At 67.7% G+C, this 25,641-nt stretch carries 20 protein-coding genes, 1 tRNA gene and 1 pseudogene; 13 read left to right on the forward strand and 9 right to left on the reverse strand.

Annotated elements, in window-relative coordinates:
- Positions 1–214 precede the first annotated feature (214 nt).
- Both K1J60_RS19285 and K1J60_RS19290 read left to right on the forward strand, forming a co-directional pair.
- On the forward strand, positions 215–1,192 hold the full coding sequence (locus K1J60_RS19285; protein WP_220647288.1) for an ArsA family ATPase: 978 nt from the start codon (positions 215–217) through the stop codon (positions 1,190–1,192).
- A complete protein-coding gene (locus tag K1J60_RS19290) occupies positions 1,189–2,562 on the forward strand; it encodes an ArsA family ATPase (RefSeq protein ID WP_220647289.1) in 1,374 nt (457 codons plus the stop codon). Before K1J60_RS19285 ends, K1J60_RS19290 begins: the two co-directional genes overlap by 4 nt.
- Positions 2,563–2,748: 186 nt before the next feature.
- On the opposite strand, the gene wblA is transcribed toward K1J60_RS19290, so the two are convergent.
- Positions 2,749–3,087 (reverse strand): transcriptional regulator WblA, encoded by a 339-nt coding sequence (gene wblA / locus K1J60_RS19295; RefSeq protein WP_033524587.1) that lies wholly within the window; start codon positions 3,085–3,087, stop codon positions 2,749–2,751.
- 556 nt (positions 3,088–3,643) lie between these two features.
- Here wblA and K1J60_RS19300 point away from each other — a divergent pair.
- On the forward strand, positions 3,644–5,956 hold the full coding sequence (locus K1J60_RS19300; RefSeq protein WP_220647290.1) for a transglycosylase domain-containing protein: 2,313 nt from the start codon (positions 3,644–3,646) through the stop codon (positions 5,954–5,956).
- Positions 5,957–6,290: 334 nt separating this feature from the next.
- Here K1J60_RS19300 and K1J60_RS19305 read toward each other — a convergent pair whose 3' ends face one another.
- Positions 6,291–6,758 (reverse strand): GatB/YqeY domain-containing protein, encoded by a 468-nt coding sequence (locus K1J60_RS19305; protein ID WP_033524585.1) that lies wholly within the window; start codon positions 6,756–6,758, stop codon positions 6,291–6,293.
- A gap of 187 nt (positions 6,759–6,945) precedes the next feature.
- Here K1J60_RS19305 and K1J60_RS19310 point away from each other — a divergent pair, with 187 nt between their 5' ends.
- The 4 genes from K1J60_RS19310 to K1J60_RS19325 all read left to right on the forward strand — a co-directional run bounded on the left by K1J60_RS19310 (position 6,946) and on the right by K1J60_RS19325 (position 12,791).
- On the forward strand, positions 6,946–7,875 hold the full coding sequence (locus K1J60_RS19310; protein WP_220647291.1) for a metallophosphoesterase: 930 nt from the start codon (positions 6,946–6,948) through the stop codon (positions 7,873–7,875).
- A 148-nt stretch (positions 7,876–8,023) separates the two neighbouring features.
- Positions 8,024–8,857, forward strand: coding sequence for a Pr6Pr family membrane protein (locus K1J60_RS19315; RefSeq protein WP_220647292.1), 834 nt, complete (start codon positions 8,024–8,026; stop codon positions 8,855–8,857).
- Positions 8,858–8,886: 29 nt separating this feature from the next.
- Positions 8,887–8,960, forward strand: a tRNA-Pro gene (locus K1J60_RS19320).
- Between the two features lie 648 nt (positions 8,961–9,608).
- Complete coding sequence (locus K1J60_RS19325) at positions 9,609–12,791, forward strand: type ISP restriction/modification enzyme (RefSeq protein WP_220647293.1); 3,183 nt, start codon at positions 9,609–9,611, stop codon at positions 12,789–12,791.
- Between the two features lie 81 nt (positions 12,792–12,872).
- Here the strand turns inward: K1J60_RS19325 and K1J60_RS19330 are convergent, their stop codons facing one another.
- The 6 genes from K1J60_RS19330 to K1J60_RS19350 form a co-directional block, all read right to left on the reverse strand.
- Positions 12,873–14,015 carry a hypothetical protein gene (locus tag K1J60_RS19330; RefSeq protein WP_220647294.1) on the reverse strand — a complete coding sequence of 381 codons (1,143 nt, stop codon included), beginning with the start codon at positions 14,013–14,015 and terminating at the stop codon, positions 12,873–12,875.
- A 126-nt stretch (positions 14,016–14,141) separates the two neighbouring features.
- Positions 14,142–14,594, reverse strand: a complete 453-nt coding sequence (locus K1J60_RS19335) for a DUF5615 family PIN-like protein (protein WP_220647295.1) — start codon at positions 14,592–14,594, stop codon at positions 14,142–14,144.
- A complete protein-coding gene (locus K1J60_RS19340) occupies positions 14,591–15,232 on the reverse strand; it encodes a DUF433 domain-containing protein (protein WP_218514023.1) in 642 nt (213 codons plus the stop codon). The genes K1J60_RS19335 and K1J60_RS19340 overlap by 4 nt, the downstream gene beginning before the upstream one ends.
- Positions 15,233–15,350: 118 nt before the next feature.
- Entirely contained in the window at positions 15,351–16,868 is a 1,518-nt protein-coding gene (locus K1J60_RS19345; protein WP_220651550.1) for a LacI family DNA-binding transcriptional regulator, read from the reverse strand.
- 39 nt (positions 16,869–16,907) lie between these two features.
- Positions 16,908–17,207, reverse strand: coding sequence for a DNA-binding protein (locus K1J60_RS45915; protein ID WP_259408290.1), 300 nt, complete (start codon positions 17,205–17,207; stop codon positions 16,908–16,910).
- A gap of 50 nt (positions 17,208–17,257) precedes the next feature.
- Positions 17,258–18,544, reverse strand: a complete 1,287-nt coding sequence (locus tag K1J60_RS19350) for an IS256 family transposase (protein WP_220647296.1) — start codon at positions 18,542–18,544, stop codon at positions 17,258–17,260.
- Positions 18,545–18,937: 393 nt separating this feature from the next.
- On the opposite strand from K1J60_RS19350, the gene K1J60_RS19355 reads away from it, so the two are divergent.
- Positions 18,938–19,360: a virginiamycin B lyase family protein gene (locus K1J60_RS19355; RefSeq protein ID WP_220647297.1), complete on the forward strand. Its 423-nt coding sequence runs from the start codon at positions 18,938–18,940 to the stop codon at positions 19,358–19,360.
- Between the two features lie 52 nt (positions 19,361–19,412).
- Here the strand turns inward: K1J60_RS19355 and K1J60_RS19360 are convergent, their stop codons facing one another.
- Positions 19,413–19,706 carry a DUF1330 domain-containing protein gene (locus K1J60_RS19360; RefSeq protein ID WP_220647298.1) on the reverse strand — a complete coding sequence of 98 codons (294 nt, stop codon included), beginning with the start codon at positions 19,704–19,706 and terminating at the stop codon, positions 19,413–19,415.
- A gap of 185 nt (positions 19,707–19,891) precedes the next feature.
- On the opposite strand from K1J60_RS19360, the gene K1J60_RS19365 reads away from it, so the two are divergent.
- From K1J60_RS19365 to K1J60_RS19385, 5 genes and pseudogenes are all read left to right on the forward strand, one after another.
- Positions 19,892–20,794, forward strand: coding sequence for a LysR family transcriptional regulator (locus tag K1J60_RS19365; protein WP_220647299.1), 903 nt, complete (start codon positions 19,892–19,894; stop codon positions 20,792–20,794).
- Between the two features lie 613 nt (positions 20,795–21,407).
- Positions 21,408–22,231 (forward strand): annotated as a pseudogene (locus K1J60_RS19370) (PIG-L family deacetylase).
- Between the two features lie 163 nt (positions 22,232–22,394).
- Positions 22,395–24,164 carry a hypothetical protein gene (locus K1J60_RS19375; RefSeq protein ID WP_220647300.1) on the forward strand — a complete coding sequence of 590 codons (1,770 nt, stop codon included), beginning with the start codon at positions 22,395–22,397 and terminating at the stop codon, positions 24,162–24,164.
- Between the two features lie 188 nt (positions 24,165–24,352).
- Positions 24,353–25,201, forward strand: a complete 849-nt coding sequence (locus K1J60_RS19380; RefSeq protein ID WP_220647301.1) for an IS5 family transposase — start codon at positions 24,353–24,355, stop codon at positions 25,199–25,201.
- Complete coding sequence (locus tag K1J60_RS19385) at positions 25,198–25,596, forward strand: hypothetical protein (protein ID WP_220647302.1); 399 nt, start codon at positions 25,198–25,200, stop codon at positions 25,594–25,596. Before K1J60_RS19380 ends, K1J60_RS19385 begins: the two co-directional genes overlap by 4 nt.
- Positions 25,597–25,641: the final 45 nt, after the last annotated feature.

Genomic DNA, 25,641 nt, shown 5'->3' on the forward strand with positions numbered 1-25,641 from the left:
GCTGCCCGGCCGCCGTCCGGCACCGGTTCCTCGCCGTCCGGCACGGGTTTCCGTCGCCGTCCCGGTGGGCGTGACGACCTGGGCGGGCGGGCAGGAGCACCCAGGAGCGTGGGCCGCGCGTGGGCCGACAGGTGGGGGGCCGACAGGCGAGGAGGGCACAAGTTGTCCACAGCCTCCCGCGTATGCCGCGCGCGGACTGGTTAGGCTCGAATACGTGAGCAGGCTCCAGGTCGTCAGCGGCAAGGGCGGGACCGGAAAGACCACGGTCGCCGCCGCACTCGCGCTCGCCCTCGCGACCGAGGGGAAGCGCACCCTCCTGGTCGAGGTCGAGGGCAGACAGGGCATCGCACAGCTCTTCGAGGCGGAGGCACTGCCGTACGAAGAGCGGAAGATCGCGGTGGCCCCCGGGGGCGGGGAGGTGTACGCGCTGGCCATCGACCCCGAACTGGCCCTGTTGGACTACCTCCAGATGTTCTACAAGCTCGGCGGGGCGGGCCGGGCCCTGAAGAAACTCGGTGCCATCGACTTCGCCACCACCATCGCGCCCGGTCTCCGGGACGTACTGCTGACGGGCAAGGCCTGCGAGGCGGTGCGCCGCAAGGAGAAGAGCGGGCGGTTCACGTACGACTACGTGGTGATGGACGCGCCGCCCACCGGGCGCATCACCCGCTTCCTGAACGTCAACGACGAGGTGGCGGGCCTCGCGAAGATCGGCCCGATACACAATCAGGCCCAGGCCGTCATGCGGGTCCTGAAGTCCTCCGAGACGGCCGTGCACCTGGTGACTCTGCTGGAGGAGATGCCCGTCCAGGAGACGGCGGACGGCATCGCCGAGCTGCGGGCCGCGAATCTGCCGGTGGGGCGGATCATCGTCAACATGGTGCGGCCGGAGGTGCTGGACGCCGACGAGCTGGAGTTCGCGCGCGCGGTGCCCCGTACGGCCGTCGCCAAGTCCCTGTCCACGGCGGGCCTGGGCGGCGCGCGGCGCGGCGGCAACGCCGAACGGCTGGTGGAGCCGCTGCTCGTGCAGGCCGAGGAGTACGCCGAGCGGTACACCCTGGAGCACGAACAGCGGTCGGTACTGGGCGAGCTGGGCCTGCCGCTGCACGAACTGCCGCTGCTCGCCGAGGGCATGGACCTCGCGGGCCTGTACGAACTCGCCACGGAACTGCGTCAGCAAGGGATCTCATGACTCCGGACCCGGCCGCCTCGCGCGACGCGGCGCACGACCACGCCTCGGACCTCGACCACGCCCTGACCCAGGCGCCCGACGGACATCGCGTGATCAGCTCGACCCGGCCGCTGGCCGTCGACCCCCTGCTGGACGACCCGCGGACCCGCATCGTGGTGTGCTGCGGCGCCGGCGGTGTGGGCAAGACGACCACGGCGGCCGCCCTCGGACTCCGGGCCGCCGAGCGCGGCCGCAAGGTGGTCGTGCTCACCATCGACCCGGCCCGGCGGCTCGCCCAGTCCATGGGCATCGACTCGCTGGACAACACCCCGCGCCGGGTGAAGGGCATCGACGGGGACGGCGAACTGCACGCCATGATGCTCGACATGAAGCGCACCTTCGACGAGATCGTCGAGGCGCACGCGGACCCCGACCGGGCCTCCGCCATCCTGAGCAATCCCTTCTACCAGTCGCTCTCGGCGGGCTTCGCGGGCACGCAGGAGTACATGGCGATGGAGAAGCTGGGCCAGCTGCGGTCCCGTGACGAGTGGGACCTGATCGTCGTCGACACCCCGCCGTCGCGTTCGGCGCTGGACTTCCTGGACGCACCGAAGCGGCTGGGTTCGTTCCTGGACGGCAAGCTGATCCGGGTGCTGCTGGCGCCCGCGAAGGTCGGCGGGCGGGCCGGGATGAAGTTCCTGAACGTCGGCATGTCGATGATGACGGGCGCCCTGGGCAAGCTGCTCGGCGGTCAACTGCTCAGGGACGTGCAGACGTTCGTGGCCGCCATGGACTCCATGTTCGGCGGCTTCCGTACGCGCGCCGACGCCACGTACAAGCTGCTCCAGGCACCCGGCACGGCCTTCCTGGTGGTGGCGGCGCCGGAGCGGGACGCGTTGCGTGAGGCGGCGTACTTCGTGGAGCGGCTGGCGGCCGAGGACATGCCACTGGCGGGACTGGTGCTCAACCGTGTCCATGGCAGCGGCGCGGCCCAGCTGTCCGCCGAGCGCGCGCTCGCCGCCGCTGAAAATCTTGACGAGCCCCGCATTGTGGATCAGATGGACGGGAAAGCAGTTCGTAACTCTCCCGACACGTACGACAGTTCAGCCAGTCCGGAATCTCCCGCAACGACCGGTCCGCAGGACGGCTCCCCCGCCCCGGACCTGACGGTGGAACAACTCACGTCCGGCCTGCTCAGACTGCATGCCGAGCGGATGCGTCTGCTCTCCCGGGAACAGCGCACGCGTGACCGCTTCACCGCGCTTCATCCCGAGGTGCCCGTGGCCGAAGTGGCCGCGCTGCCCGGTGATGTCCACGACCTGGCGGGTCTGCGGGACATCGGGGACCGGCTCGCGGCCATAAGGCCGGAGTTGCCCACCTCCGACAACTGACTGGCTGCCTGGCTGACTCACTGCATGCCTGCCTGCCTGCCTGGCTGGCTGGCGGAAGGCTGAGGAGCCGTCCGTGGCCAGAAGACCGATCCACGCCTCGGGGCACCCGAGAGCCGGCACACCTGCCCGACGCGCCGACACCTCAAGGGCGCCCTCGACCGACGTGGCCCGGAAGGGGCCTCGCTCTCAGCTCACCGCCGCGTAGTTCTCGTACATCTCGTCATCGTCGAGCGGCAGAATGCCCGCGCCACGCTCGTACTCCGTGCGCGCGGTCTCCAGCAGCCTGCGCCACGACGTGACGGTCGGTCGCCTGCGCAGCAGTGCGCGGCGCTCGCGCTCCGTCATTCCTCCCCACACGCCGAACTCGACGCGGTTGTCCAACGCGTCCGCCAGGCACTCCGTCCGCACCGGGCATCCGGTGCACACCGCCTTGGCCCTGTTCTGCGCTGCTCCTTGAACGAACAGTTCATCCGGATCGGTAGTGCGGCAGGCAGCCTGCGCACTCCAGTCGGTTACCCAGCCCATACCGGCGCCGTCCTCTCCCGAATCGAGGCTCCCCCACGGCGGCAGCGGCATATTCACCGCCGCCAGTTGAGGACGTTACGGAAGGTGGGCACAGCGCAACACCCCCTTCGGGCCCAATCTTGAATGGCCCGAACGGACTATGCGTAAGCGGCAGATCACCCGCGGGAGTGACCTGAGGACATACGTGACTATCCCGTCAGAACGGGGCAGTTGACATGCGTCACAACGGACACCGAATGACACACGAGGTGGATTCGGACACGGCACCGGAAAAAAATCGTAAGAACGTCAGAACGATTCGGGCTCGCTGGACGTACTTGATACAAGGGCCTACGGCTGTGACAGTTGAGAGCAGCTTAGGCCAAGGCCTGCGCGCGTGTCCGGCGAATGAGAACGTAGACAACCGCTCATGTTCTCTTCTTCTGGTCACGCGTCGGCACCATCACGCCTCGGCGCCGTCGCACCGTGGGCAACGGATGTCACGATCCGGCACCCGTACCCCTCTGGACCCACCCGCTCCTTCGGAACGGTCATCGGTACGGATTAGGCTGCCCTCATGCCAAACAAGCGCTCGGGTGGTGGTCTGTCCCCCACACAGCAGGCCGCCAAGTTCCTAGGTGTCAGCGTGCTCGCCGGTGCCGTGATGGCGGGCATCGCCCTGCCCGCGGTCGGCGCCCTCGGGCTGGCGGCCAAGGGTTCCGTCGAGGGGTTCGACGAGCTCCCCGCCAACCTCAAGCAGCCACCGCTGAGCCAGCGCACCACGATCCTCGACAGCAAGGGCGACTCGATCGCCACGGTGTACAGCCGCGACCGCACGGTGGTCGATCTCAAGGAGATCTCGCCGTACATGCAGCAGGCGATCATCGCCATCGAGGACGCCCGGTTCTACCAGCACGGCGCGGTCGACCTGAAGGGCGTCCTGCGCGCGCTGAACCGGAACGCGCGGGAGGGCGGTGTCGCCCAGGGCGCGTCCACGCTGACGCAGCAGCTGGTGAAGAACGTGGCGGTGGAGGAGGCCGGTGACGACCCGACGCTGGTCGCCCAGGCCACCCAGCAGACCCTCGGCCGGAAGATCAACGAGCTGAAGAAGGCGATCCAGCTCGAGGAGGAACTCGGCAAGAAGAAGATCCTCGAGAACTACCTGAACATCACGTTCTTCGGTCAGCAGGCCTACGGCGTCGAGGCCGCCTCGCAGCGCTACTTCTCCAAGTCCGCCAAGGACCTGGACGTGGAGGAGGCCGCGCTCCTCGCCGGCATCGTGCAGTCGCCCAGCCGGTACGACCCGGTGAACGACCCGCAGGAGGCCACCAAGCGGCGCAACACCGTGCTGCAGCGCATGGCCGATGTCGGCGACATCTCGCAGGCGGACGCCGACAAGGCCAAGAAGAAGCCGCTCGGCCTCGACATCAGCAAGCCGAAGAACGGCTGCATCACCGCGGTGAAGGGCGCGGGCTTCTTCTGCGACTACGTCCGCGAGGTCTTCCTGAACGACCCGATCTTCGGCAAGACCAAGGAGGACCGGGCCAAGATCTGGAACCAGGGCGGTCTGACCATCCGGACGACGATGGACCCGCAGGCCCAGAAGTCGGTCCAGGCCTCCGTCAAGGCACACGTCCGGCAGAAGGACGAGGTGGCCACCGCCGCCACCATCGTGGAGCCGGGCACCGGCAAGATCCTCGCCATGGGCCAGTCCAGGCCGTACGGCCTGGACACCAAGAAGAACGAGACGTCGATAAACCTCTCGGTCGACGAGTCGATGGGTGGCGGAGCGGGCTACCAGCCCGGTTCGACGTTCAAGCCGATCGTCGCCGCGGCGGCCATCGAGGACGGCATGTCCCCGGGGAAGATCTACTCCGCGCCGTACCAGATGGCGTATCCGAGCCCGATCTCCACCTGCGACGGCGGCTCCTGGCGCAACGGCACGGGCAGTAACGCCGCGAAGCTCGAGAACGAGAGCGCGAGCGAGGTCGGCCCGTACTCGATGGAGAAGGCGACCGCGCTGTCGGTCAACACCTACTTCGTGCAGATGATCGCGGACATCGGCATCTGCCCGGTGACGAAGATGGCCGGGAAGATGGGCGTCGAGCGGGCCGACGGCCGCAAGATGGACCAGGCCCCGTCGATCGCGCTCGGCACGCAGGAGATGTCCCCGCTGACCATGGCGAACGCGTACGCCACCTTCGCCGCGCGCGGGATGTACTGCACGCCGGTCGCCATCGATTCCATCACCCAGCGGGTCGGCGAGAAGTCGAAGTCGCTGGAGGTCCCGAAGTCGACGTGTTCGCGTGCCATGTCCGAGAAGACCGCCGACACGATCAGCACCCTGCTCGAGGGCGTGGTCGAGGACGGTACGGGCAGGGAGGCCGGCCTCGGCAGCAGCCGTCCCAGCGCCGGTAAGACCGGTACGACCGACTTCCGTTACGCGGCCTGGTTCGTGGGCTACACCCCGAACATGGCCGGTGCCGTCTGGGTCGGCGACCCCGCGCACAAGCGCCGCATGGTGAACATCACCATCGGCGGCGAACGGTACGACAAGGTCTTCGGCGGCCGGGTCCCCGGCCCGATCTGGCGCGACATGATGTCCGGCGCGCTGGAGGGCAGGCCGAACCCCGACTTCAACCGCGTCTACATCCCCGACGAGCGGCCGGACCGTGGCCGTGGGGACGACGACAACGGCAATGGGAACGGCAACGGGAACGGGAACGGCGACGACAACGGCAACGGTGACGACGGCGACAACGACGGCTTCATCGGCGGCGCTGACGGCGGCACCACCTTCCCGACCCCGGATTTCACCATCCCGGAGAACTGGATCCAGGGCCAGACGAACGGCGGGAACAACGGGAACGGCAACGGCGGGTTCGGGTGACGGAGCGGGATACGGCTGCGGTTCGGGTGACCGACCGGGATACGCCGCGGTTCGGACGAGAGCCGCGGTGGTGGCCTCGGTTCGGGTGAGAGCCGTGGTCGTGCCGACGGTTCGGTGACGGTCGTGGTCGTGCCGACGGTTCGGTGACGGTCGTGGTCAGGTCGGCGGTCCGCTGACGGCCATGGCGGTGGACCAAGAGATACGGCGGTGGGGGCGCCCCTGGAGAAGGGGCGCCCCCACCGCCGTCGTGTGGGAGGGCTGGAGGAAGCCGGCGGCCGACGCGAGCCGGAGGACCCGGCGGAGAGCGGAGGGCCGACGCCGGCCGGTGGGTTGCTCAGCCGCCCGCGAGCTGCTGCTTGACGATGGCGGCGACACGGCCGCCCTCGGCGAGCCCGGCCACCTTCGGGTTGACGATCTTCATGACCTGGCCCATCGCGCGCGGCCCCTCGGCACCGGCGGCCCGCACCTCCTCGACGGCCTGGACGACGATCTGCCGCAGCTCCTCGTCGGACAGCTGCTTGGGCAGGTACTCGGCGAGGAGCTCGCCCTCCGCCTTCTCCCGCTCGGCCGACTCGGTACGACCGCCCTGGGCGAAGGCTTCCGCGGCCTCACGGCGCTTCTTCGCCTCCTTGGTGATCACCTTGAGCACCTCGTCGTCGGAGAGCTCACGCTTCTCCTTGCCCGCGACCTCTTCCTTCGTGATCGCGGTGAGCGTCAGCCGGAGCGTCGAGGAGCGGAGCTCGTCGCGCTCCTTGATGGCGGCGTTGAGGTCTTCCTGCAGCTTCGACTTGAGCGTGGTCATGGCGTCGATTGTCGCAGGTGTGGCGTGAGAAGCGCGCCTTGATTTCGCTGGTGTGTGCGGATCGGGTGCGGAAGCCGGAGTGGGTTGTCCACAGGGAGAGTTGACGATCGGTGACGATCGGCGATGGTGGGCGACGGTTGTCCACAGGCGGGCGCTCGGGCTCGGCGGGGTCTGACACGATGGACACATGCGAGCGCGATACGGAGTACCTCTGGGGATCGCGGCGGTCGGTGCCGCCGGTGTGGTGTACGCGGCGGGTTTCGAGGCCCGCTCCTTCCGACTGCGGCGGGTGACGGTGCCGGTGCTGCCACCGGGCATGCGGCCGATGCGCATACTCCAGGTGTCCGACATCCACATGGTGAGCGGGCAGCGCAAGAAGCAGCGTTGGCTGCGGTCCCTGGCCGGGCTGCGCCCCGACTTCGTGATCAACACCGGTGACAACCTCTCCGACCCCGAGGGCGTCCCCGAGGTGCTGGACGCGTTGGGCCCGCTGATGGAGTTCCCCGGCGCCTATGTCTTCGGGTCCAACGACTACTACGGCCCGAAGCTGCGCAACCCCGCGCGCTACCTCCTGGAGAAGGTGCAGGGACGACACGGCCTGAACGGCAACAAGCCGGTGGTCGGCGCCATCCACAACCCGTGGGAGGACCTGCGGGACGGCTTCGACGGGGCGGGCTGGCTCAACCTCACCAACACCCGCAGCACGCTGAAGGTCGAGGGCATGTCGGTCGAGCTGACCGGCCTGGACGACCCGCACATCAAGCGGGACCGGTACGCGCGGGTGGCCGGTGGTCCGTCGGACTCCGCCGACCTCTCCTTGGGCGTCGTCCACGCCCCCTACCTCCGCACCCTCGACGCTTTCACCGCCGACGGATACCCCCTGATCCTCGCCGGCCACACCCACGGCGGACAGCTCTGTGTCCCCTTCTACGGCGCCCTCGTCACCAACTGCGATCTCGACACGGACCGCGTCAAGGGCCTCTCCACCCACACGGCCGACGGCCGCACCGCCTACATGCACGTCTCCGCCGGCTGCGGCACGAACCGCTACACCCCGGTGCGGTTCGCGTGTCCGCCGGAGGCTTCGCTGCTGACGTTGGTGGGGCGGGAGGTGTAGGGCTGCGCCTGCGGCACGGCGAGGCCCCTCTTCGGGGTCTGGCGTGCAGGTTCGGGGCCCTGGCGTGCAGGGCGCCTCCCACACGGACGTCCACCCGTACGGATCGCCCCGGATCGCCCGTTTCATCCTGCCGCCTTAGCGTGAGCGCATGACCGCACCGATACCGAGGGACATCCCCGACCTGCCCGCGATCTCGGGCATGCCCGCGCCGGTGACGTCCGTCGTCCCCGCGACGGCTGTGGTGGCACCGGCACGACGCCCGCTTGCGGGGACGTACCGTGCCCTGGTCGCGCTGGCGGCGGCAGCGGCCGTGGTGACCGAGATGGTGCTGGGCAGCCCGCTGCGCGCGTTCAGCCACTTCTCGGTCCAGAGCAGCGCCCTGGTGGCACTGGTCTTCGCCGCCTCGGCACGTCGCGCCTGGTCGGCCCGCCGTCCCCTCCCACCGGCGGTGACGGGTGGCACGGTTTTCTACGCCGTGATCACGGCGTCGGTGTACCACCTGCTCCTCACGAACGCCCCGTCGACCTTCTCCATGACGGTGACGTCGACGGGCGCCCCGGTCGCCCCGACCGGCTGGCTCACCCTGACCGACCTCGCCTTCCACACCGTGATCCCCCTCGCGGTGGTGGCGGACTGGTTGCTGCTGACCCGCCCGTCCCCACCCCGCCTGATCCACGCGGTGACCTGGCTGCTCTACCCCCTGGTGTACCTGGCGTCCACGCTCGGCCGTGCCGCCCTGGTGACCGCCGACTGGCCGGCCCCGTACCTCTACCCGTTCCTGGACGTCGACCGCCACGGCTACAAGGGCGTCCTCGGCAACGCCCTCCTCCTGGGCCTCGCGTTCTGCGCCGTCGCCCTCCTCCTCGTCGTCGTCGACCACCTCCGCCCCGACCCGGTGCACCCCCGCCGGGGGCGCCCCGACCGCCCTGACCGCCACCCCGAAAACCGGATTTCGTCTCCGGCCACCGGTGGGCTAAAGTAAACGACGTCGCCGCGACAAGCAGCGACAATCGGGGTGTAGCGCAGCTTGGCAGCGCGCTTCGTTCGGGACGAAGAGGTCGTGGGTTCAAATCCCGCCACCCCGACAGTGAAGTACCAGGTCAGGGGCCTGATCCAGTGAGTGGATCAGGCCCCTGACGGGTTTCTGGAGATCGTTTGGGAGAGATCTGGGAGAAGATCTTGATCGGGCTCTCCCAGCGTGCAGGAGCCGCACCCACCTGATCACCGCGTCACCGCATCCCTCTCATGTGCGCGTTCGTTAACTGGGCACCATGCGCTCCGGAGTCGTGCTGCTGGTTCGTCTCGGCAATCCGGCTGAACACCAGACGACCCCCTGGACAGCGCCCGCCGCCTCGCGACGGCCTTGACCTGGCGCATCCAACGTCTCAGCTCCAGTCCGACATGGGCGCATATTGCGCGCATACGCGCCTCCGTGCGCCCTCGCATGCACCTTCCTTGCGCCCCGCGCTCCCCTCCTACGGTCATGGAACAGCGAGGGCCGGAATGAAGTCCGACCCCGACGGGAGCAAGGTGCGGCAGATAGCCGCACCGACCTGACGTCGGCCGGATCTGCCCGCCTTGGGGGATGGGGCGGTATGAGTGCCCGACGCAGGATCCATGACAGCTTCGAACAGGCAGTCCAAGCCTCTGTGTCCGCGTTTGGAGCGGAGGTCACGCCAAAGCTGAGAGGCAGCGGGTGGCAGGAGGACCAGCTCCGGGGGCCGCTGGAGAACATGATCCGGTCTGTGTGCCGTGGCCTGGGTCTGGACGTCATCCTCATCGGCGAAGTTCCCCTCGTCGACATGGGAGCCCGCCCTGACTATGCGGTCGAGGTCGGCGGCGCTCTCGTCGGTTACATCGAGCTCAAGAAGCCGGGCACCGAGGCCGACCCGTCCGTCTACACAGGCCGCAACGCCGAACAGTGGGCGAAACTGCGGTTGCTCAACAACGTACTGCTCTGTGACGGGAACGCGTTCTCTGTCCACCAGCAGGGCCAGCAGGTTGGCGAAGTAGCCAACATGCGCGGCTCGGTCCTCACCTCCGGCGCCCGGCTTGCTCCCGCCGACGGGGCGCTTGCGCGGGTGCTGTACGACTTCCTGACCTGGAAGCCGCAGACACCCCGCACCACGAGCCAGCTCATCCGAGCAGTCGCCGGACTCTGCCAGCTTCTGTCAGAAGAGGTCGGTGAGGCGATCGCGCAGGAAAAAAGCCGACGCCGTCTGCCAGCCTTTACAAAACTGGCCAAGGACTGGCGGCACTTGCTGTTCCCGGAGGCGACCGACGCCGAGTTCGTCGAACAGTACGGCCAGGCCGTCGTGTTCGCCCTTCTGCTCGCTCGGGTGGAGGAGATCACCTTCGAGGGCGAGACCATGCACAGTATCGCCACGAAGCTGGGTAAGAAGCACTCGTTGATGGGCCAGGCACTTGACGCCCTCGCCGGAGACTCGGTCGCTGGACTGTCCACCACGCTCAACACACTGCTCCGTGTCATCGGCGCGGTCAGATGGGACGTGCTCGACGACGGAACGGGCGACGCCTATTTCCTGCTCTACGAGCACTTCCTTCACATCTACGACCCTGAGCTGCGGATACGCACCGGCTCGTACTACACACCGCGTGGTGTCGTCTCGGCCATGGCCAGGCTGGTCGAGGACGTCCTGAGACGGGAGGGATTCCGTATTCCGTCCGGCTTCGCTTCTCCCGATGTGGTCCTTGTCGATCCGGCCATGGGCACCGGCACTTTCCTGCTGTCGGCACTGGAGCTCGCTGCCGAGACGATCGCCGAAGAAGAGGGCCCGGGCGCGGTGGGCCCGCGTCTGCGAGAGATGGTGGGGCGTCGGCTGGTCGGCTTCGAGATGCAGGTCGGTCCATTCGCAGTCGCAGAACTGCGCATGCACGCCATGCTCAAGCAGTACGGGTCCGCGGCCCCCTCCCAGGGCCTCAGGCTGCTGGTGGCTGATGCCCTGGACAGCCCGACAGCCGAATTCAACTGGATCCCCCATACCTACCGGGCGCTCGCCGAATCCCGCCGCCAGGCCAACCAGGTCAAGCGGGACGAGCGTGTCATGGTCGTCATGGGCAACCCGCCTCACGACGCCGCGAGTCGGGGCGCCGGCAAGTGGGTGGAACGAGGCGAGCCCGAGGCGGACATCCCCGCCCCGCTGGGGGCCTTCCGGCAACCTGGCAACGGCAGGTACGAGTCGAAGATCGCCAACCTCTACGTCTACTTCTGGCGCTGGGCTACCTGGAAGGTCTTCGACGCACACGACGACGCTCCATTCGGTGTCGTCGCCCTGATCACACCGAAGGCATGGCTCAAGGGGCGGGCGTTCGCCGGAATGCGGCGCTACCTGCGGGAAACCGCCGACGAGGGCTGGATCATCGACCTGTCGCCGGAGGGCCACCGCGCGGATGTCGCGACCCGCATCTTCCCTCAGGTCGCCCAGGAGCTGTGCATCGCGATCTTTGTACGATGGCGGGACAGCCCCAGGCCGCGGACAGACCGGCAGACCGCAAAGGTAAGACACCTCAAGGTCGGCGGGCGCCGCGACGAGAAGATCGAACGCCTGACGACCCTCAGGCTCGACGACCCCGAATGGCGCGAGTGCGCCACGGGCGGGACGGATGCCTTCCTGCCACCCGGTAGCGATCTGTGGGAGTCCTGCCCGCAGTTGAGAGACCTGATGCCGTGGTCGTCCCGTGGCGTCACCCCGGGGCGCATGTGGGTCTATGCACCGGACGAGGACACGCTCCACAAACGGTGGCGGCGCTTTGTCGCTGCGGACACCGAGCGGCGTGCCGAGATGCTCGGAAACTCGGGAGAGCGAACGCCTGATGACAATGTCCCGCCCCTGCCGGGGGTCGAATCTCATGGACGGACAACACTCGCCACCGAGCACAGGACAAACGCTCAAACGGTGCGCATCGGATTCCGGTCGTTCGACCGGCAATATGTCCTGCCGGACAGCCGATTGATGGAACGCGGCAGAGCAGACCTCTGGCGAGTCCGTAGCGACCGCCAGATCTATACCATCGAGCAGAACGCCCACCCGGTGGTCAACGGGCCAGCACTGGTCTTCAGCGCCCTCATTCCCGACATGCACTACTTCAACAACCGCAGCGGTTGCGCCCGTCCTCTCTACCGCAACGCCGCCGGTACGCTGCCCAACGTCACGCCCGGTCTGCTCCCCCTGATCTCCGGGCGGCTCGGCGTACCGGTCGTCGCCGAAGACCTGCTGGCCTACATCGCCGCCATCGCGTCCCACCCGGAGTACACAGCTCGATTCCAGGAAGACCTCGAAGTCCCGGGCGCCCGGATACCCCTCACCGCTGACCGTTACCTGTGGGAGCGGGCGGTTGCCATCGGCCAGCGAGTCCTGTGGCTGCACACCTACGGCGAGCGGTACGCCGATGAGACGGCCGGGAGGCCGTACGGCAGGGTGTTGCTACCACGCGACCGCCCCCGATGCGTCGCGGAGATTCCGGACCATGCGGAAGCCATGCCGGAGAAGCTGGCGTACGACCCCGTGACACAGGACCTGTGGGTCGGCAGTGGACGGATCAGTCCGGTGCCTCGCGCGGTCCGGGAGTACGAAGTGTCCGGGATGAACGTTCTCGACAAGTGGTTTGGCTACCGCCGAAAGAATCCCGCCGGCAAGCGGCGACTCGAACTGGACCATGAGTTCGCTCGGCGCTGGCTTCCCTCATGGACCACGGAATTGCTGGAGCTGCTGAATGTCCTCGGCCTGCTCGTGCGCGAGGAGCCGGCACAGGCCGATCTCTTCAATGAGGTGTGCACGGGCCCACTGATCACGGTGACGGACCTGACCACAGCGGGCATCCTTCCCGTGCCCATAGAGGCGACCAAGGCGTTGAAGGCGACATCGGATGCGGGCGACGCACTGTTCGACCTGTGAGTGAAGCAGCGGCTCGTCTTCGATGTCAGGCCCGTGGCTCCGGCAGAACCTGGCTGTGTAAGGGGCGGGCAGCGGGACAACTCACTGCGCTGCCCCCTCCGGTTCATCAGCCGCGGACGGGTGGACGTACCTGCCCTCGTTGAACGGAGTGAACCACGCCTTGAACGCCATCGGTGCGACGCCGAGAGCCGCTCCGACGGCGCTCTCGTCTATACCGTCCATGGAATCGTCGTAGAGCCACTCGTGATCCATGTCCTCGTAGACGTTGTTCGCGAACGAGTCGAGCGCGGCCGAGACGCCGTCGTCGAGCAGCCCGAAGGTCTCCAGGGTCACGTTTGTCTCGTTCAGCAACAGCTTCAGCGCGAGTTCCTCGGCGACGCAGCTCAGCTGCTGGAAGCTGCCATCCGTGAAGCGGGTGGTCATGGCGATCACCGTCACCAGGAAGCGGCGGGCGAAGCGGGCGTCGTACTGGAGGGCGTATCGCTCGGGAAGGTCCTCGAAGTGCCACAGGGGGCCGTCGCATTCCGCAGCGGTGGTGTCCTCCTCCGTCAGGGTCTGCACGTCTCGGAACAGCTCGTCCACCAAGATTTCCGTCGCGTACACCAAGGCACCGGCGGCGAGTTTGGCGTCCTCCGGCGAGACGGCGAACTCGATGTCACGGTCTTCTTCCTCATCGTCTTCGTCGTCCAGGACGCCAAACATCACGGGCGGGAAGGAGCGCAGCTCGTCTGCCAGTGCCAGCATCTGACCGCGTACTGCCTCAGCTTCCGCCGTGGCGTCATAGCCCTCGCTGTCGTCCTCGACCGTGGGACGCTCGGCATGCCGGGCCTTACGGTCAGCCGGATCATCGGGCGGGGCGTCGGGACCGTCGGCGGCGGCGAGACTCTCCTGGGCGAGATCCGGGTGCAGTTCGACCTCGCATCGCTCGATCTGCCAGTCAGCCAACAGCTCAGACCGTTCCAGCAGTTCACCCACGACCGACCGCGCAGCCTCCTCGGCGAATTCCAGAGCCGGAGCATCCACGAACACCTTCAGAAGCGCTCCGCCCGGGTAGACGGCCACGATGCTGTCAAGGAGGTCAACTTCCATGCCGTCGGGGCCCTCGATGGCTTCGACCGAGTCGAAGCCGTCCTCAATGAGCGCCACGGCGCCGGCGCGCTGAAGTGGGTCCATCTCCGGAGTGCCCTCCGGGATGCGGGCGTCCACAGTCACTACGTATGTCACGCGTCCGATCCTGGCAGGGATATCCCAAGCGACGGGGAGGAATCCGCTCAATCACGCGCACTACGCATCGAGCCAGGCAGTCGGCCCCGGCTGATGTCGGCGGTGCAGCCGTCGTAGACGTCGTGTTCAGCGACGTGGCCAGTGCTTCGGCGGCTCCACAGCAGGGTCCGTGACCTGCAATCGGCTGCGTCGGGAGGGATCGACGGCCGTGAGGGAGACGAGTCGCTGGCCGTCCGCCTCCTCCAGTTCGGCCAAAGCGTGAGGAAGCGCCGCACATACGGTGGCGATGGCGGTGCCAAGGCCGACCAAGCCGCCATGCTTGTTGTTCTGGCGGTACTGGATGCGATGGAGTCCCGACCGCGCGATCGCCTCGACCTCCATGGGCCGGTTCAGTTGCTTGGCGTCATTGGTGATGATCGCCTGGAAGCCCTCCGACCTGGCCTTCGCGTACAGCTCGATGTCCTTCGTGCCGGCCCAACCGTCCAGCTCGTGGACGTGCACCACGTCGTGCGCGGTCAGAAGAATGCGCACGATCTCGACCATGGGCCTGGGGACGTTCTCATCGAGCAGCAGCTTCAAGCGACAACCTGCCGAGAGCCATCGACGTAGCTATCCACGTAGTCGCTGAAATCGACCGCGTCGCGTGCGGCTGCCGCGCTGACCCCTGGGTAGAAGTCGCTGACCCGGTCCGGGGGTACACCGTCCCTGACCAAGGCCGCTACCTCTGCGGCGGGAATCCGGGTTCCTTCGATGACCGGCTCACCGCCACGCACAGCAGAGTCGACGGCGACGTGGTCGCGTGGCTTCAGCAGATCAGGGATGTGCCGGCCGTCCTTGTAGAAGGGAGCAAGCACATCCACCAACTGGTGGATGACCACGTTCCCGCCCCTGATCAGATCGACCGCCTGCTCGGGCTCCGCAAGATAGATCGTGTCCGGTCCCGCGACGAGCACGTAGGAGGACAGGTGTTTACGCTCGCCCAGGTCTTCTCGGAGCGTGTCAACGGCCCTGCGGATCTTCTGCAGCGACGTCTCCTTGCGAAGCTTCACGCAGGCCCGCAGCGCCACCACGTCGCGGAAGGAATACAGGATCGGGCGTGAGTCGGAGATCTCCGGAACGAGGAGCGCGCCCTTCGTGCCGGAAGCGCGGCGCCAGTGAGAGAGCTGCCGCAGCGTGGCGCCGGAAAGGGCCGCGGCCAGCTTGGGCTCATACGACACCGCGTTCCTCCTCTCCGCCCCCATCGGATCTTTGGTGACCGTACTCCATTCTCGTGCCTTCCGCCGAGATCGGAAAAGACGGGCTCCGTTCGAGGTAATCGGAGCCGTCTCCCGACCATCAGGCCATCGTCGTGGCACGAGCGCGCAGCAGCCGATCGAGTACGGCGACCGGCGAGCGCGGGTGCAGGCGCCGACGGACATCGAGCGCTGCTTCCCACTGCACGGTCAGGCCGACCTTGAGACGCTCACGCATGCCAGGGGTCACGTGGGCGTAGCGTGCCGAGACCGAGCCGTCGATGTGGCCCATGCGCTCGTCCATCAGCACCTTCTCGGTGCCGAGGTCTTCCATGTGCGTGCGGTGGGAGTGGCGCAGGCCATGCGGGGTGAGCCCTCTGGCGACGGGCAGCCAGCAGGCGTCGGCCCGGCCATGGGCGTTGCGGCCACGGACCGGGATGCCGGGCCAGGGCTCGCCGAGCAGCGGGACCGGGCGGGTCTCCTGAGGTGCCTTCTTCGGGTACCACCCGGAGGTGGCAGGCGCGAACAGCCAGGTGGCGAAGCCGTTGCGGCGCCAATGAGCGGCGTTCTCCGTCGGCATGCCGCCGCGGACAAAGTTCAGCTCGGCGATGGCGAGTTCGACGCAGGCGCGGGTGTCCTCCCGCACGCGTTCCGGGTGGTTGAGGACGTTGGACACGGTGCCGGTGGAAACGCCCGCGCGTCGGGCGACGTCCACCAGCTTGGCACCGGTGTGCCCGCCGGTGCGGGCGGTGCCCTGGCCGTGGAAGACGTAGCGCTTGCCGTGGCAGGGGCACGGCGTCGGTTTCGTACGGGCAATGTGGTCAGCGACCAGGGCCGACAGCCAGTCCGTCGCGTCGATGGTGCGGTAGCTGTCGTCCTTGGGCGGGCAGCGGGTCAGCTCGCCCGAGTCCAGTTCGTACAGCTGGTGCTCCACGCGTATGGCGCCGGGTCGGGCGAACTCAGTCTCCAGCCCGACGATTTCGCCCCACCGCATCCCCGTGTAGCCCTTGAGGATCACGGCGACGAACTCGTCGTCGCGGCCGGACAGCAGGGCTGCGCGTTCGGCGATGAAGAGCAGACCGAGCGGGTCGGTGATCACTTTCTCGGGCCCGCGGTCGCGGGAGCGGCCGGCGCGTTTGCCGCGTCCGCGCCGCTTCGCTGCGGGGTTGGACGCGATGAGGCCCTCGTCCACGGCGTCTTCCAGGATGAGGTGGAGCGTCGAGCGCCACGTCTTGACACTGGATGCCGCGTAGACGGCCTTCTCCCGCTTCTCCCAGGTGTCCACGTCCGTGCGGAGGATGCCGGCGAGGGCCTTGTCCTCGAACTCAGGGAGCAGGTGCTCCTCGATGTGGCGCCGGTAGTTCTGCATGGTGGACGCAGCCAGGTCCTGGGCGTCGTACCAACGGCTGGCGTACTCGCCGAAGGTCTCCTGTCCGGCCGCCGGGTCGCGCCAGGTGCCGCGCCGGACCTTGGCCTCTTCCTCGTCCGCGGCCTGCATGGCCTCCCGCTTGGTGGCGAACTTGACCACCGCGCCCGTCGGGTCGACGACGGTGCCGTACTTGCCCTCGCTGGCCTTGTATCGACCGCGCCAGTAACTGCCGCGCTTCTCGGCGAAGCCCACGCCTCGCATCCCCTCCTTTCTCGGATGTGCCGGGTACAGCTACGCAGCAGTGCCGTACTGGGACCTGCGGGGCGGTCGAGCCCTGAGACGTGGGGCGGAGGACGTGGAGGGCCGCGCCTGCCGAGTCGGACGCGACGGCGTCATAGCCGACTCCGGCGGACTGGCCGGTGACGGCGTCCTCTGGGCTCGCTGTGGCGCCGGCTCCTCGTGGATGCGGATGATCACGGCGAGGTGGTCCGCGGTGAAGCGGTAGGCGCGGCCGACTCGTGTGTGCGGTATCAGGCGCCGGCGTGCGCGGTCCTTGACCCACCAGGCCGAGCAGCCGCGGGTCTCGGCGATCTCCCTCGGGGGGGTCTGTGTAGCGAACGGTGGAACTCAGTCGGTTTTGTTCAGCGGCGTCCGGCGGTGAGCCGGCCGTCGAAGGTGATGTCGAAGGCTTGGAGTGCGGCCTTCCAGCGCATGGTCCAGCGTTTGCGTCCGGTGCCGGTCGGGTCCAGGCTCATGACTGCCAGGTAGACGCACTTGAGGGCGGCCTGGTCGGTTGGGAAGTGCCCTCGGGCCCGGACGGCCTTGCGGATCCGCGCGTTGATGCTCTCGATCACGTTCGTGGTGCAGACGATCTTGCGGATCTCCACATCGAACCGGAGGAAGGGCACGAACTCCGCCCAGGCCGCCTCCCAGAGCCGGACGATCGCCGGATACTTCCCGCCCCAGGTGTCAGTGAACTCCACGAACCGCTCCAGCGCGGCCTCCTCGGTCGGCGCGGTATAGACGGGCCTGAGCGCCTTCGCGATCTTCTCCCAGTCCTGCCGGGCCGCGTAACGAAAGCTGTTCCTCAGCAGGTGAACGACACAGGTCTGGACTATCGTCGCAGGCCAGACCGTGTTCACGGCGTCCGGGAGGCCGGTCAGGCCGTCGCAGACCAGCATCAGGACATCGGCCGCGCCGCGGTTCTTGACCTCGGTCAGGACCTGAAGCCAGTACTTCGCGCCCTCCCCGCCGTCGCCGATCCACAGCCCCAGGATGTCCCGGTGCCCCTCGGCGGTGACCGCCACCGCCATATAGACAGGCCGGTTGGCAACCTGACCGTCCCTGACCTTCACGTTCACACAATCGATGAAGACGACCGGGTAGACGCTGTCCAGCGGACGGTTCTGCCATTCCGTCATGCCGGCCATCACGCTGTCGGTGATCGTGGAGATCGTGGACTTGGAGATCTCCGCGCCGTACACCTCAGCGAGATGTGCGGAGATCTCCCCGTGCGTCAGCCCCTTCGCCGACAACGACAGGACCATCTCGTCCACCCCGCCCAGACGCCGCTGACGCTTCTTGACCAGCTGCGGCTCGAACGACCCGGCCCGGTCCCGCGGCACCGCGATCTCGACCGGCCCCGACTCGGTGATCACCGTCTTGGGCCGGTGCCCGTTGCGGTAGTTCTCCCGGCCGCCCTCGGCCCGCTCACCGAACTCGTGCCCCAGATGATCGGTGAGTTCGCCTTCCAGCGCGGACTCCAGCACCCGCTTCGTCAGCTGCTGCAGGAGGCCGCCCTCCCCGGTGAGCTTCACCCCACCGGCCTGGGCCCGGGCCACCAGCTCGGCGACCAGCCCGTCATCCACGGCGCCCGCCCCACTCACAACGGCCTTCCGCACCTCGGCGTCACTCGTCACGTCAGTCATCAACCGTCGCTTCCAGCTCGGGAGTTACACCGCTCACCGTACAGACCCGTCCCACGCCTGATCACCGCAGAGACGAGTCCGCTGACCGACCCCATCACAGGGGAACTCGCCGACCTGGTCGAGGGAATGATCGGCAGGAAGCTCAACGGAAGGCAGATCTGGACAGAACTCATGGACCACCACGACTACTTGGTCACATACGACAGCATCCGCCACTACATCCGATACACACGATCCCGAACAGCGTCAGCACGAGCAGAATCGTTGACATCCAACCTAGTCGGCCCAGGTCAGGGGACTGCACACGACTACAGAACCGGCACCCGGCTCCGCCCCGCCGGGTTCTACCCGGGCCAGCCGAGGAGGAAGTGAGCGCTCCGCTACAGGCGCGGGGTGGAGGCGATCCCGGGATCCGCGGTGGTGACCATCACCGAGCACAGCGTGCCCGGCCGGGCTCAGGGCATCGCCGCGGGCCCGGAGGACAACGTCTGGTTCACCCAGCCCCAGGACGTCCAGATCGGGAGGATCACCCCTGCCGGGGTGGTCACGGAGGACGACGTGCCGGTCGGGAACTCCACGTCGGTGGGGATTGCCGCCGGTGCGGACGGCAATCTGTGGTTCACCCACTTCAGCACCAACAAGATCGGCAAGGCCACCACCAGCAGTTTCGTCGACGAGGTCAGCGAGACAGTCCAGCTGGCCCGGACGTCGCGTCGTTTCTTCGATCCGCCCGACAGGGATCAGGCCGTCGAGGACGTCGACGACAAACTGGGACGCGGGGCATGGCTTCGAACTCGTCTCGTGAGTCGTCGTTGAGCACCGTGTGCGTGTCAGGTGACGGATGCCCAGCGATGGCTGGGCCCGCCGGTCAGTCGATGCCTTCGACGATGCGGAAGTCGCGCTCGAAGCCGTCGGGGAGGGCCACCAGCGCCTTCTGGTATGCCTCGCTCTCGTATGCCGCGACCGCCTGTTCAAAGCCGTCGAACTCGATCAGAACGACGCGTTCGGTGATTCCGGCCTCGTGGGCGACGACTCGACCGAAATTGGACAGGACGCGCCCGCCCCCAGCCCGGACAGCCAGACCCGCCAGCTCGTTGTAGTCAGTCAGCCTCTCAGGATCGGAAATGGCGGGGTAGACACTGACCCAGTAGCCCTTGGCCATGGAAAACCTCCTGTGTTGGGCCGGACACGTCCGACTTCGAATTGACACTCAGATCGATCCCGGCGACGGGCACCGCGGTCAGTTGCATCGCCATATGCGCAGGTTAGGGCTTGATCTGAGGCCAAGGGAAAGACCGGTTCGGGATAGGCTCAGAACGGATCCTTATCAATCGGCAGGGAGGGCACGTGGCGCCGGATACGGTGAGCCTGCGGTACTTCCTGGTGCTGGCGCAGGAGTTGAACTTCACCCGCGCGGCCGCACGGATCGGTATCGCGCAGCCCGCACTCAGTGCCCGGATGCGCCGATTGGAGGCGGAACTCGGTACGGCCCTGCTGGTCCGCAACACGCGTAGCGTCGTATTGACCACGGCCGGTGCGGCTTTGGCGGAGTCCGCGCCGCCCGCGCTGGCGGCGCTGGACCGGGCATGGGACACCGCCCGGAGCGCGGCGGCCGGTGAACTGGGCACGCTGCGCATCGGATACAGCCTCAGCGCCGGGGCCGAGACGGCACCGGCCCTGGTGGACAGGCTGATTCGCGGCAACAGCGGACTCGAGGTCGGCGCGGTCCCGATGGCGACACCGGAGATCTCCCCCGCGGTCGCCGACGGCCGCATCGATGCCGGGATCACCCGCGGTGAACAGCCGGGCCGTGGCGTGCGCCGGTTCCTGCTGCGGCGTATGCGCGTCGGAGTCCAGCTGGCGCAGCACCATCCGCTGGCCGAACACCCGGAGATCGAGATCGCCGACGCGGCCGCGTATCCGCTGCGGCTCCCGGACCGTGCGGCCAACCCCGTGATCCACGATCAGCTGTCCGCACTGTTCAGAGACACCCGACCACACCCCCGATTCCACACGCCCGCAGTCTCTTTCGACATGTCTCAGCGCGACCTGCGCGACGGGGTCACCCTCGCCCCAGCCGGAGAAGCCGCGGCCACGGCACAACCGGCCGGTCTCACCTGGCGACCACTGCGAGGCGCGCCCAGCCTGACGATCCACCTGGTCCTCCCACGCGAGCAGTCGCCGCTACACCGCCGCATCCGTGCCGTCGCCAAAACCCTGGCGCACGAGCTGCACTGGCTGCCGGACTGACGCGCAAGAGGTCAAGCGAGACGGACGCCTGCGGTGGCGAGGCCGAAGACCTTGCGCCCGGCGGACTTCGCGGTGATGACGACGACGGCGGTCTTGCTGAATGTCCGACACGACCTCGCTACGCCGGCGGATCAGTTTCCGATGATGGCCCGGGGGCCGGTCCGAGTCGTACACCGCGGCGACGTCCTCGCCCAGCCCGAGATCTCGGCGGATACCGCGCCTTCGCCGACGCCGAACCGGACAAGCACGGGTAACCGGGGAATCGTTGACATCCAACCTAGTCGGCCCAGGTCAGGGGGCTGCACACGACTAACTTCGATGTCAAAGGACAGAACTGGTGGATAGATGGACAGGTAGGGTCTCCAGTTTCGCGTCGGAATCTCACGCCTGGTGCCGGATGGAAGTCGGATCCGACCTGGCGCTGAGAGGTGCAGCCGCGCCGGGAACAGCGGGTCCGGCCGGCACTGTTGCATCGACCGGGGGGGCCGGCGCTGCACGGGCGGGGAACTCGGAGACCACAAGGTCGTCTGCCCCGACAGGATCCGGGCCCCGGGATCGCGGTACGCCCGCCGCACACTCGGACCAAGACGTATTTCTGCAGGAGGACTGCTTGATGACTGACCGGCCCTTGACGCTCATGGCGGTGCACGCCCACCCCGACGACGAGGCCACGGGAACCGGAGGGGTCCTCGCGCGGTACGCGGCGGAAGGCATCCGCACGGTTCTCGTGACGTGTACCGACGGCGGTTGCGGTGACGGACCGGGGGGTGTCAAGCCTGGCGATCCCGGGCACGATCCGGCGGCCGTCGCATCGCTGCGCCGTCAAGAGCTCAAGGCGAGCTGTGACGTCCTGAAGGTCAGCGATCTGGAGATGCTGGACTATGCCGACTCCGGGATGACGGGCTGGCCGAGCAACGACGCCCCCGGATCCTTCTGGGGAACCCCCGTGGCGGAAGGCGCGGCCCGACTCGCGGAACTCATGCGGCACTACCGACCTGATGTGGTCGTCACCTACGACGAGAACGGCTTCTACGGCCACCCCGACCACATCCAGGCCCACCGCATCACGATGGCGGCGCTGGAGATGACCGCGCTGGCACCGAAGGTGTACTGGACCACGATGCCCCGCTCGATGATGCAGCGGTTCGGCGAGATCATGCGCGAGTTTCATCCGGACATGCCGGAGCCGAGGCCGCCGCGATGGCCGAGATCGGCCTCCCCGACGATGAGATCACCACGTGGGTGGACACCACCGCGTTCAGCGGCCAGAAGTTCGACGTGCTGGCCGCGCACGCCAGTCAGGGCGAGAACATCTTCTTCCTCAAGATGGGCAAGGAGCGGTTCGGCGAGTTGATGGGCATGGAGACCTTCGTACGTGTCCAGGACGCCACCGGCGCGGCCGTACCCGAGAACGATCTCTTCGCCGGACTGCGCTGATCCACTCATCCGGAGCGGAGCCCTGGGGAGCTCAGCTGGCACCAGCCAGTGCGGAATCAGCCCGGCGGATTCGGGCTGAACCGCAGGGCGTTGAGCCGTAGAATTCGGCAGTCAACGCCGACGAGGTCCGGCCGTTGCGCGCGCTTTCGGGGGAGGAGATCGCATGCAGGACCCTTCGGACTCGACGGAGATCGCCGAGCCTGACGAGAACGGCCGGGGCAATACCGCCGACTCACCTGTTGTGGACGATCCGACGTCCGACTCGGACATCGACTCGACGACGGCGTCGACGGTCCTGGTGGAGGTGCTTCCAGGGGTGGCTGTCGTCGCCGGTGAGGTCCCGCCGGAGCTGAAGCCCGATCTGATCGACTTCGGGATCGTGCCGGCTGCCGACCGCAAGCAGATCTCAGCGATCCTCGCCTCGATCGGGAACGCGGCGACCGTGGTCGGCAATCTCGGAAACGCGTTCGCCAGCGTGCAGGGGCTCTACAGGATCGGCGACACGGCACAGGCCCTGCTGAAGAGCGGCGCGACGCTCGCCGCCAAGGACGGCGGGAACCTCGGAGCGGTGATGGTTCCTGGCCGCATCCTGCATCAGGCCCGCTTCTACTCCGTGAATGCGGTGAGCAAGGCGCAGACCGCGGCCTCGATCGGGCCGGCGCTGGCCATGGTCGGCCTTCAGATGATGCTGAGTGAGGTCTCGGGCCTCGTGAGGACCAACCTCGCGGTGACAAGTCAAGTCCTCACCACCATCCGCAAGGATCAGTGGGCCGAGCTGACGGGGCTCGTCGCCGCCATCGATCGCGCCGTCGACCAGGCGCGAGAGATCGAATCGGTCCCGACGTCCTTGTGGGAGGACGTCGCGGGCAGTGGAGCGCTGCTGCAGAAGCAGCTTGAGCTCTACCAGGGGAACGTCCGCGACCACGTCAGGCAGATCGGTCGGGCCGACGCACGCAGCCACCGTGAGTATCTGCAGACGAACGCCGAGGCGATCGCCTTCGATGCCTACGCCCTCCTGTCCTCCCTCAAGGCATGGACCGGGTATCACGCGCTCCGCGCCGCAAGGGCGAGAGCCGCTGGACGCGAAGACGCCGCCGAGGCGCAGTACGCCGAGGTCATCGCGCGCGACACCCGCGCGGAGTTCGACTCCGCTCTCGCCGAGTCGACGAGCCTCGTCGACGCGCTGACGCGGGAGCTGCGGATCACCGCCGAGCTCCCCGGACCCGACGCATGGCCGCTGCCGGGGAAGCGGAAGGACGTGAAGGCAGCCCGCGAAACCTCCGCCCGTCTTCTGGAGGCGGTCGAGCCTCTTGCCGACGCTCTCCATCCGCCGGCCCCTCCGCTCAAGGCTCCGGGCGTCGTCTGTACACCCAAATCGCTGGATCTCAAGCCGTACCTTCGCATCCTGCGATGGCTACTCGAGGACGGTGAGGCTCTACGTGTCCTCGGCTTCCCCGACCAGCTCGATGCCCTCGGTCCCATTTCTGCGATCGTCGGCGGAGCGAAGGAGAAATTGGCGGCAGCGAGGGACAAGGCTGCGGCAAAGACACTGGTCGCCGTCACAGATCGCCGCATCATCACGGCCAAGACGAACGCATTCCTTGAGCAAGCCGAGATCCGGCAAGACATCCCGATTGACCAAGTGCGATACGTCCGAGCAACGACCACACAGGACAGAAGCGCGCGCTTGGCGATCGACCTCATCACGCGCGACGAGAACATCCGGTGGCTCTTCCACGCTGACGTGGACAACACTCAAGTGGACGCGCTCGCCGCCGTGCTTGCCGAGTCGATGACGATCCCGGACGCTGAACGCGATGAGCTGCAACGGCGGCGCTACGCCCCTATCGAGGCGGGCAAGAAGAGCGAGAGTACTGGCACGAGGTCTACGAAACCGACTGGATCCGAGGCCACGACCCGCGATGCCGAGTAGGCCCCGAGCCGATTGAGCAGGTCGTGGCCGGGGCCGATAGGGAAGCAGCCACCGCGTGATCATCAGAGGTTGCGTGGAGTTCTGAGTGGGCGGTTCGTGAGCTTTTGGGTTGATCTGGTGTCGCCTGATGGTGTGGTGGCGGGGCGGAACCCGCCGGTCCGCGGCTATTGATCTGTTGATGTGATCGGGTGAGTGAACGCAAGCCGTATCCGAGTGACTTATCGGACGAGCAGTGGTCGTTGATCGAGCCGGTGATCACCGCGTGGAAGGACCGGCACCGCTCTGTCAGCGGCCACCAGGGCGCCTACGACATGCGGGAGATCGTGAACGCGATCCTCTACCAGGGGCGGACCGGTTGCCAGTGGGCCTATCTCCCGCACGACCTGCCGCAGAAGAGCGCGACGTACTACTACTTCGCCGCGTGGCGGGACGACGGGACCGACCAGGTCATCCATGAACTGCTGCGCTGCCAGGTCCGGGAGCGCGCCCGGCGATTAGAGGACCCGACCCTGGTGGTCCTGGACACCCAGAGTGTCCATGTGGCCGCCGGGGTCCCCGCCGCCACGAGCGGCCACGATCCGGCCAAGCGGGTGCCGGGCCGCAAACGCGGCCTGGCCGTGGACGTCCTCGGCCTGGTCATCGCTGTCGTCGTCCTCGCCGCGAACACCCACGACAACACCGCGGGCATCATCCTGCTGAACCAGGTCGCCCAGCACGCCGGCGGAACCGTCCGCAAAGCCCTGGTCGACCAGGGCTTCAAGAACCAGGTCGTCCTGCACGGCGCCGGCCTGGGGATCGACGTCGAGATCGTCGCACGCAACCCGCAGGACAAGGGGTTCGTGCCACAGCCGAAGCGGTGGAGGGTCGAGCAGACCTACGGGATCCTGATACTGCACCGGCGCCTGGTCCGCGACTACGAGCACCGCCCCTCCTCCTCCGCCTCCCGCGTCTACTGGGCGATGACCCACGTCATGACCCGACGCCTCACCGGCGCGAACGCCCCCACCTGGCGCACGGCACAGGCGGTGGCAGCGTGAACATCCGGCCCCTGCTCGATGCCCTGGACCTCCAGGAAGACGCCGCCCGCGCCCTGGCCGACGACCTCCGCGCACAGATCGACGACCTGCAGACCCGGTGGCGGGAGGCCGAGACGCACCTGGAACACCTCACGATCACCCGCAAGACCGTCACCGGCCTCGCCGACCGGCTCCCAACCGTCGCGCCGGACCTGCCCGAGCACCCGGACTACCCCCGCATCCTCGCCGCCTTCAACCACACGACCGGGCCGCTACGGGCCAAGGACGTCTGCGAAGCCCTCGGCCACGAACTGCAACCGAAGAACGTCGAAGGCACCCGCGCCAAGCTGAAACGCCTGGTCAAACTCGGGATCCTCACCGAGGCCGACACCGGCAACTTCGCCAGGACGCAATAGCCGGCAGAACCTCCACCAGCGTCCTTGCTCCCACCTCAGCAAGAA

It is taken from the genome of Streptomyces akebiae (genome assembly GCF_019599145.1).
GTDB lineage: Bacteria > Actinomycetota > Actinomycetes > Streptomycetales > Streptomycetaceae > Streptomyces > Streptomyces akebiae.

Coding starts and splice junctions, on each gene's coding strand:
- K1J60_RS19290 (WP_220647289.1), top strand. CDS start 1,189: ATGACTCCGGACCCGGCCGCCTCGCGCGACGCGGCGCACGACCACGCC.
- wblA (WP_033524587.1), bottom strand. CDS start 3,087: ATGGGCTGGGTAACCGACTGGAGTGCGCAGGCTGCCTGCCGCACTACC.
- K1J60_RS19300 (WP_220647290.1), top strand. CDS start 3,644: ATGCCAAACAAGCGCTCGGGTGGTGGTCTGTCCCCCACACAGCAGGCC.
- K1J60_RS19305 (WP_033524585.1), bottom strand. CDS start 6,758: ATGACCACGCTCAAGTCGAAGCTGCAGGAAGACCTCAACGCCGCCATC.
- K1J60_RS19310 (WP_220647291.1), top strand. CDS start 6,946: ATGCGAGCGCGATACGGAGTACCTCTGGGGATCGCGGCGGTCGGTGCC.
- K1J60_RS19315 (WP_220647292.1), top strand. CDS start 8,024: ATGACCGCACCGATACCGAGGGACATCCCCGACCTGCCCGCGATCTCG.
- K1J60_RS19325 (WP_220647293.1), top strand. CDS start 9,609: ATGATCCGGTCTGTGTGCCGTGGCCTGGGTCTGGACGTCATCCTCATC.
- K1J60_RS19350 (WP_220647296.1), bottom strand. CDS start 18,544: ATGACTGACGTGACGAGTGACGCCGAGGTGCGGAAGGCCGTTGTGAGT.
- K1J60_RS19360 (WP_220647298.1), bottom strand. CDS start 19,706: ATGGCCAAGGGCTACTGGGTCAGTGTCTACCCCGCCATTTCCGATCCT.
- K1J60_RS19375 (WP_220647300.1), top strand. CDS start 22,395: ATGCAGGACCCTTCGGACTCGACGGAGATCGCCGAGCCTGACGAGAAC.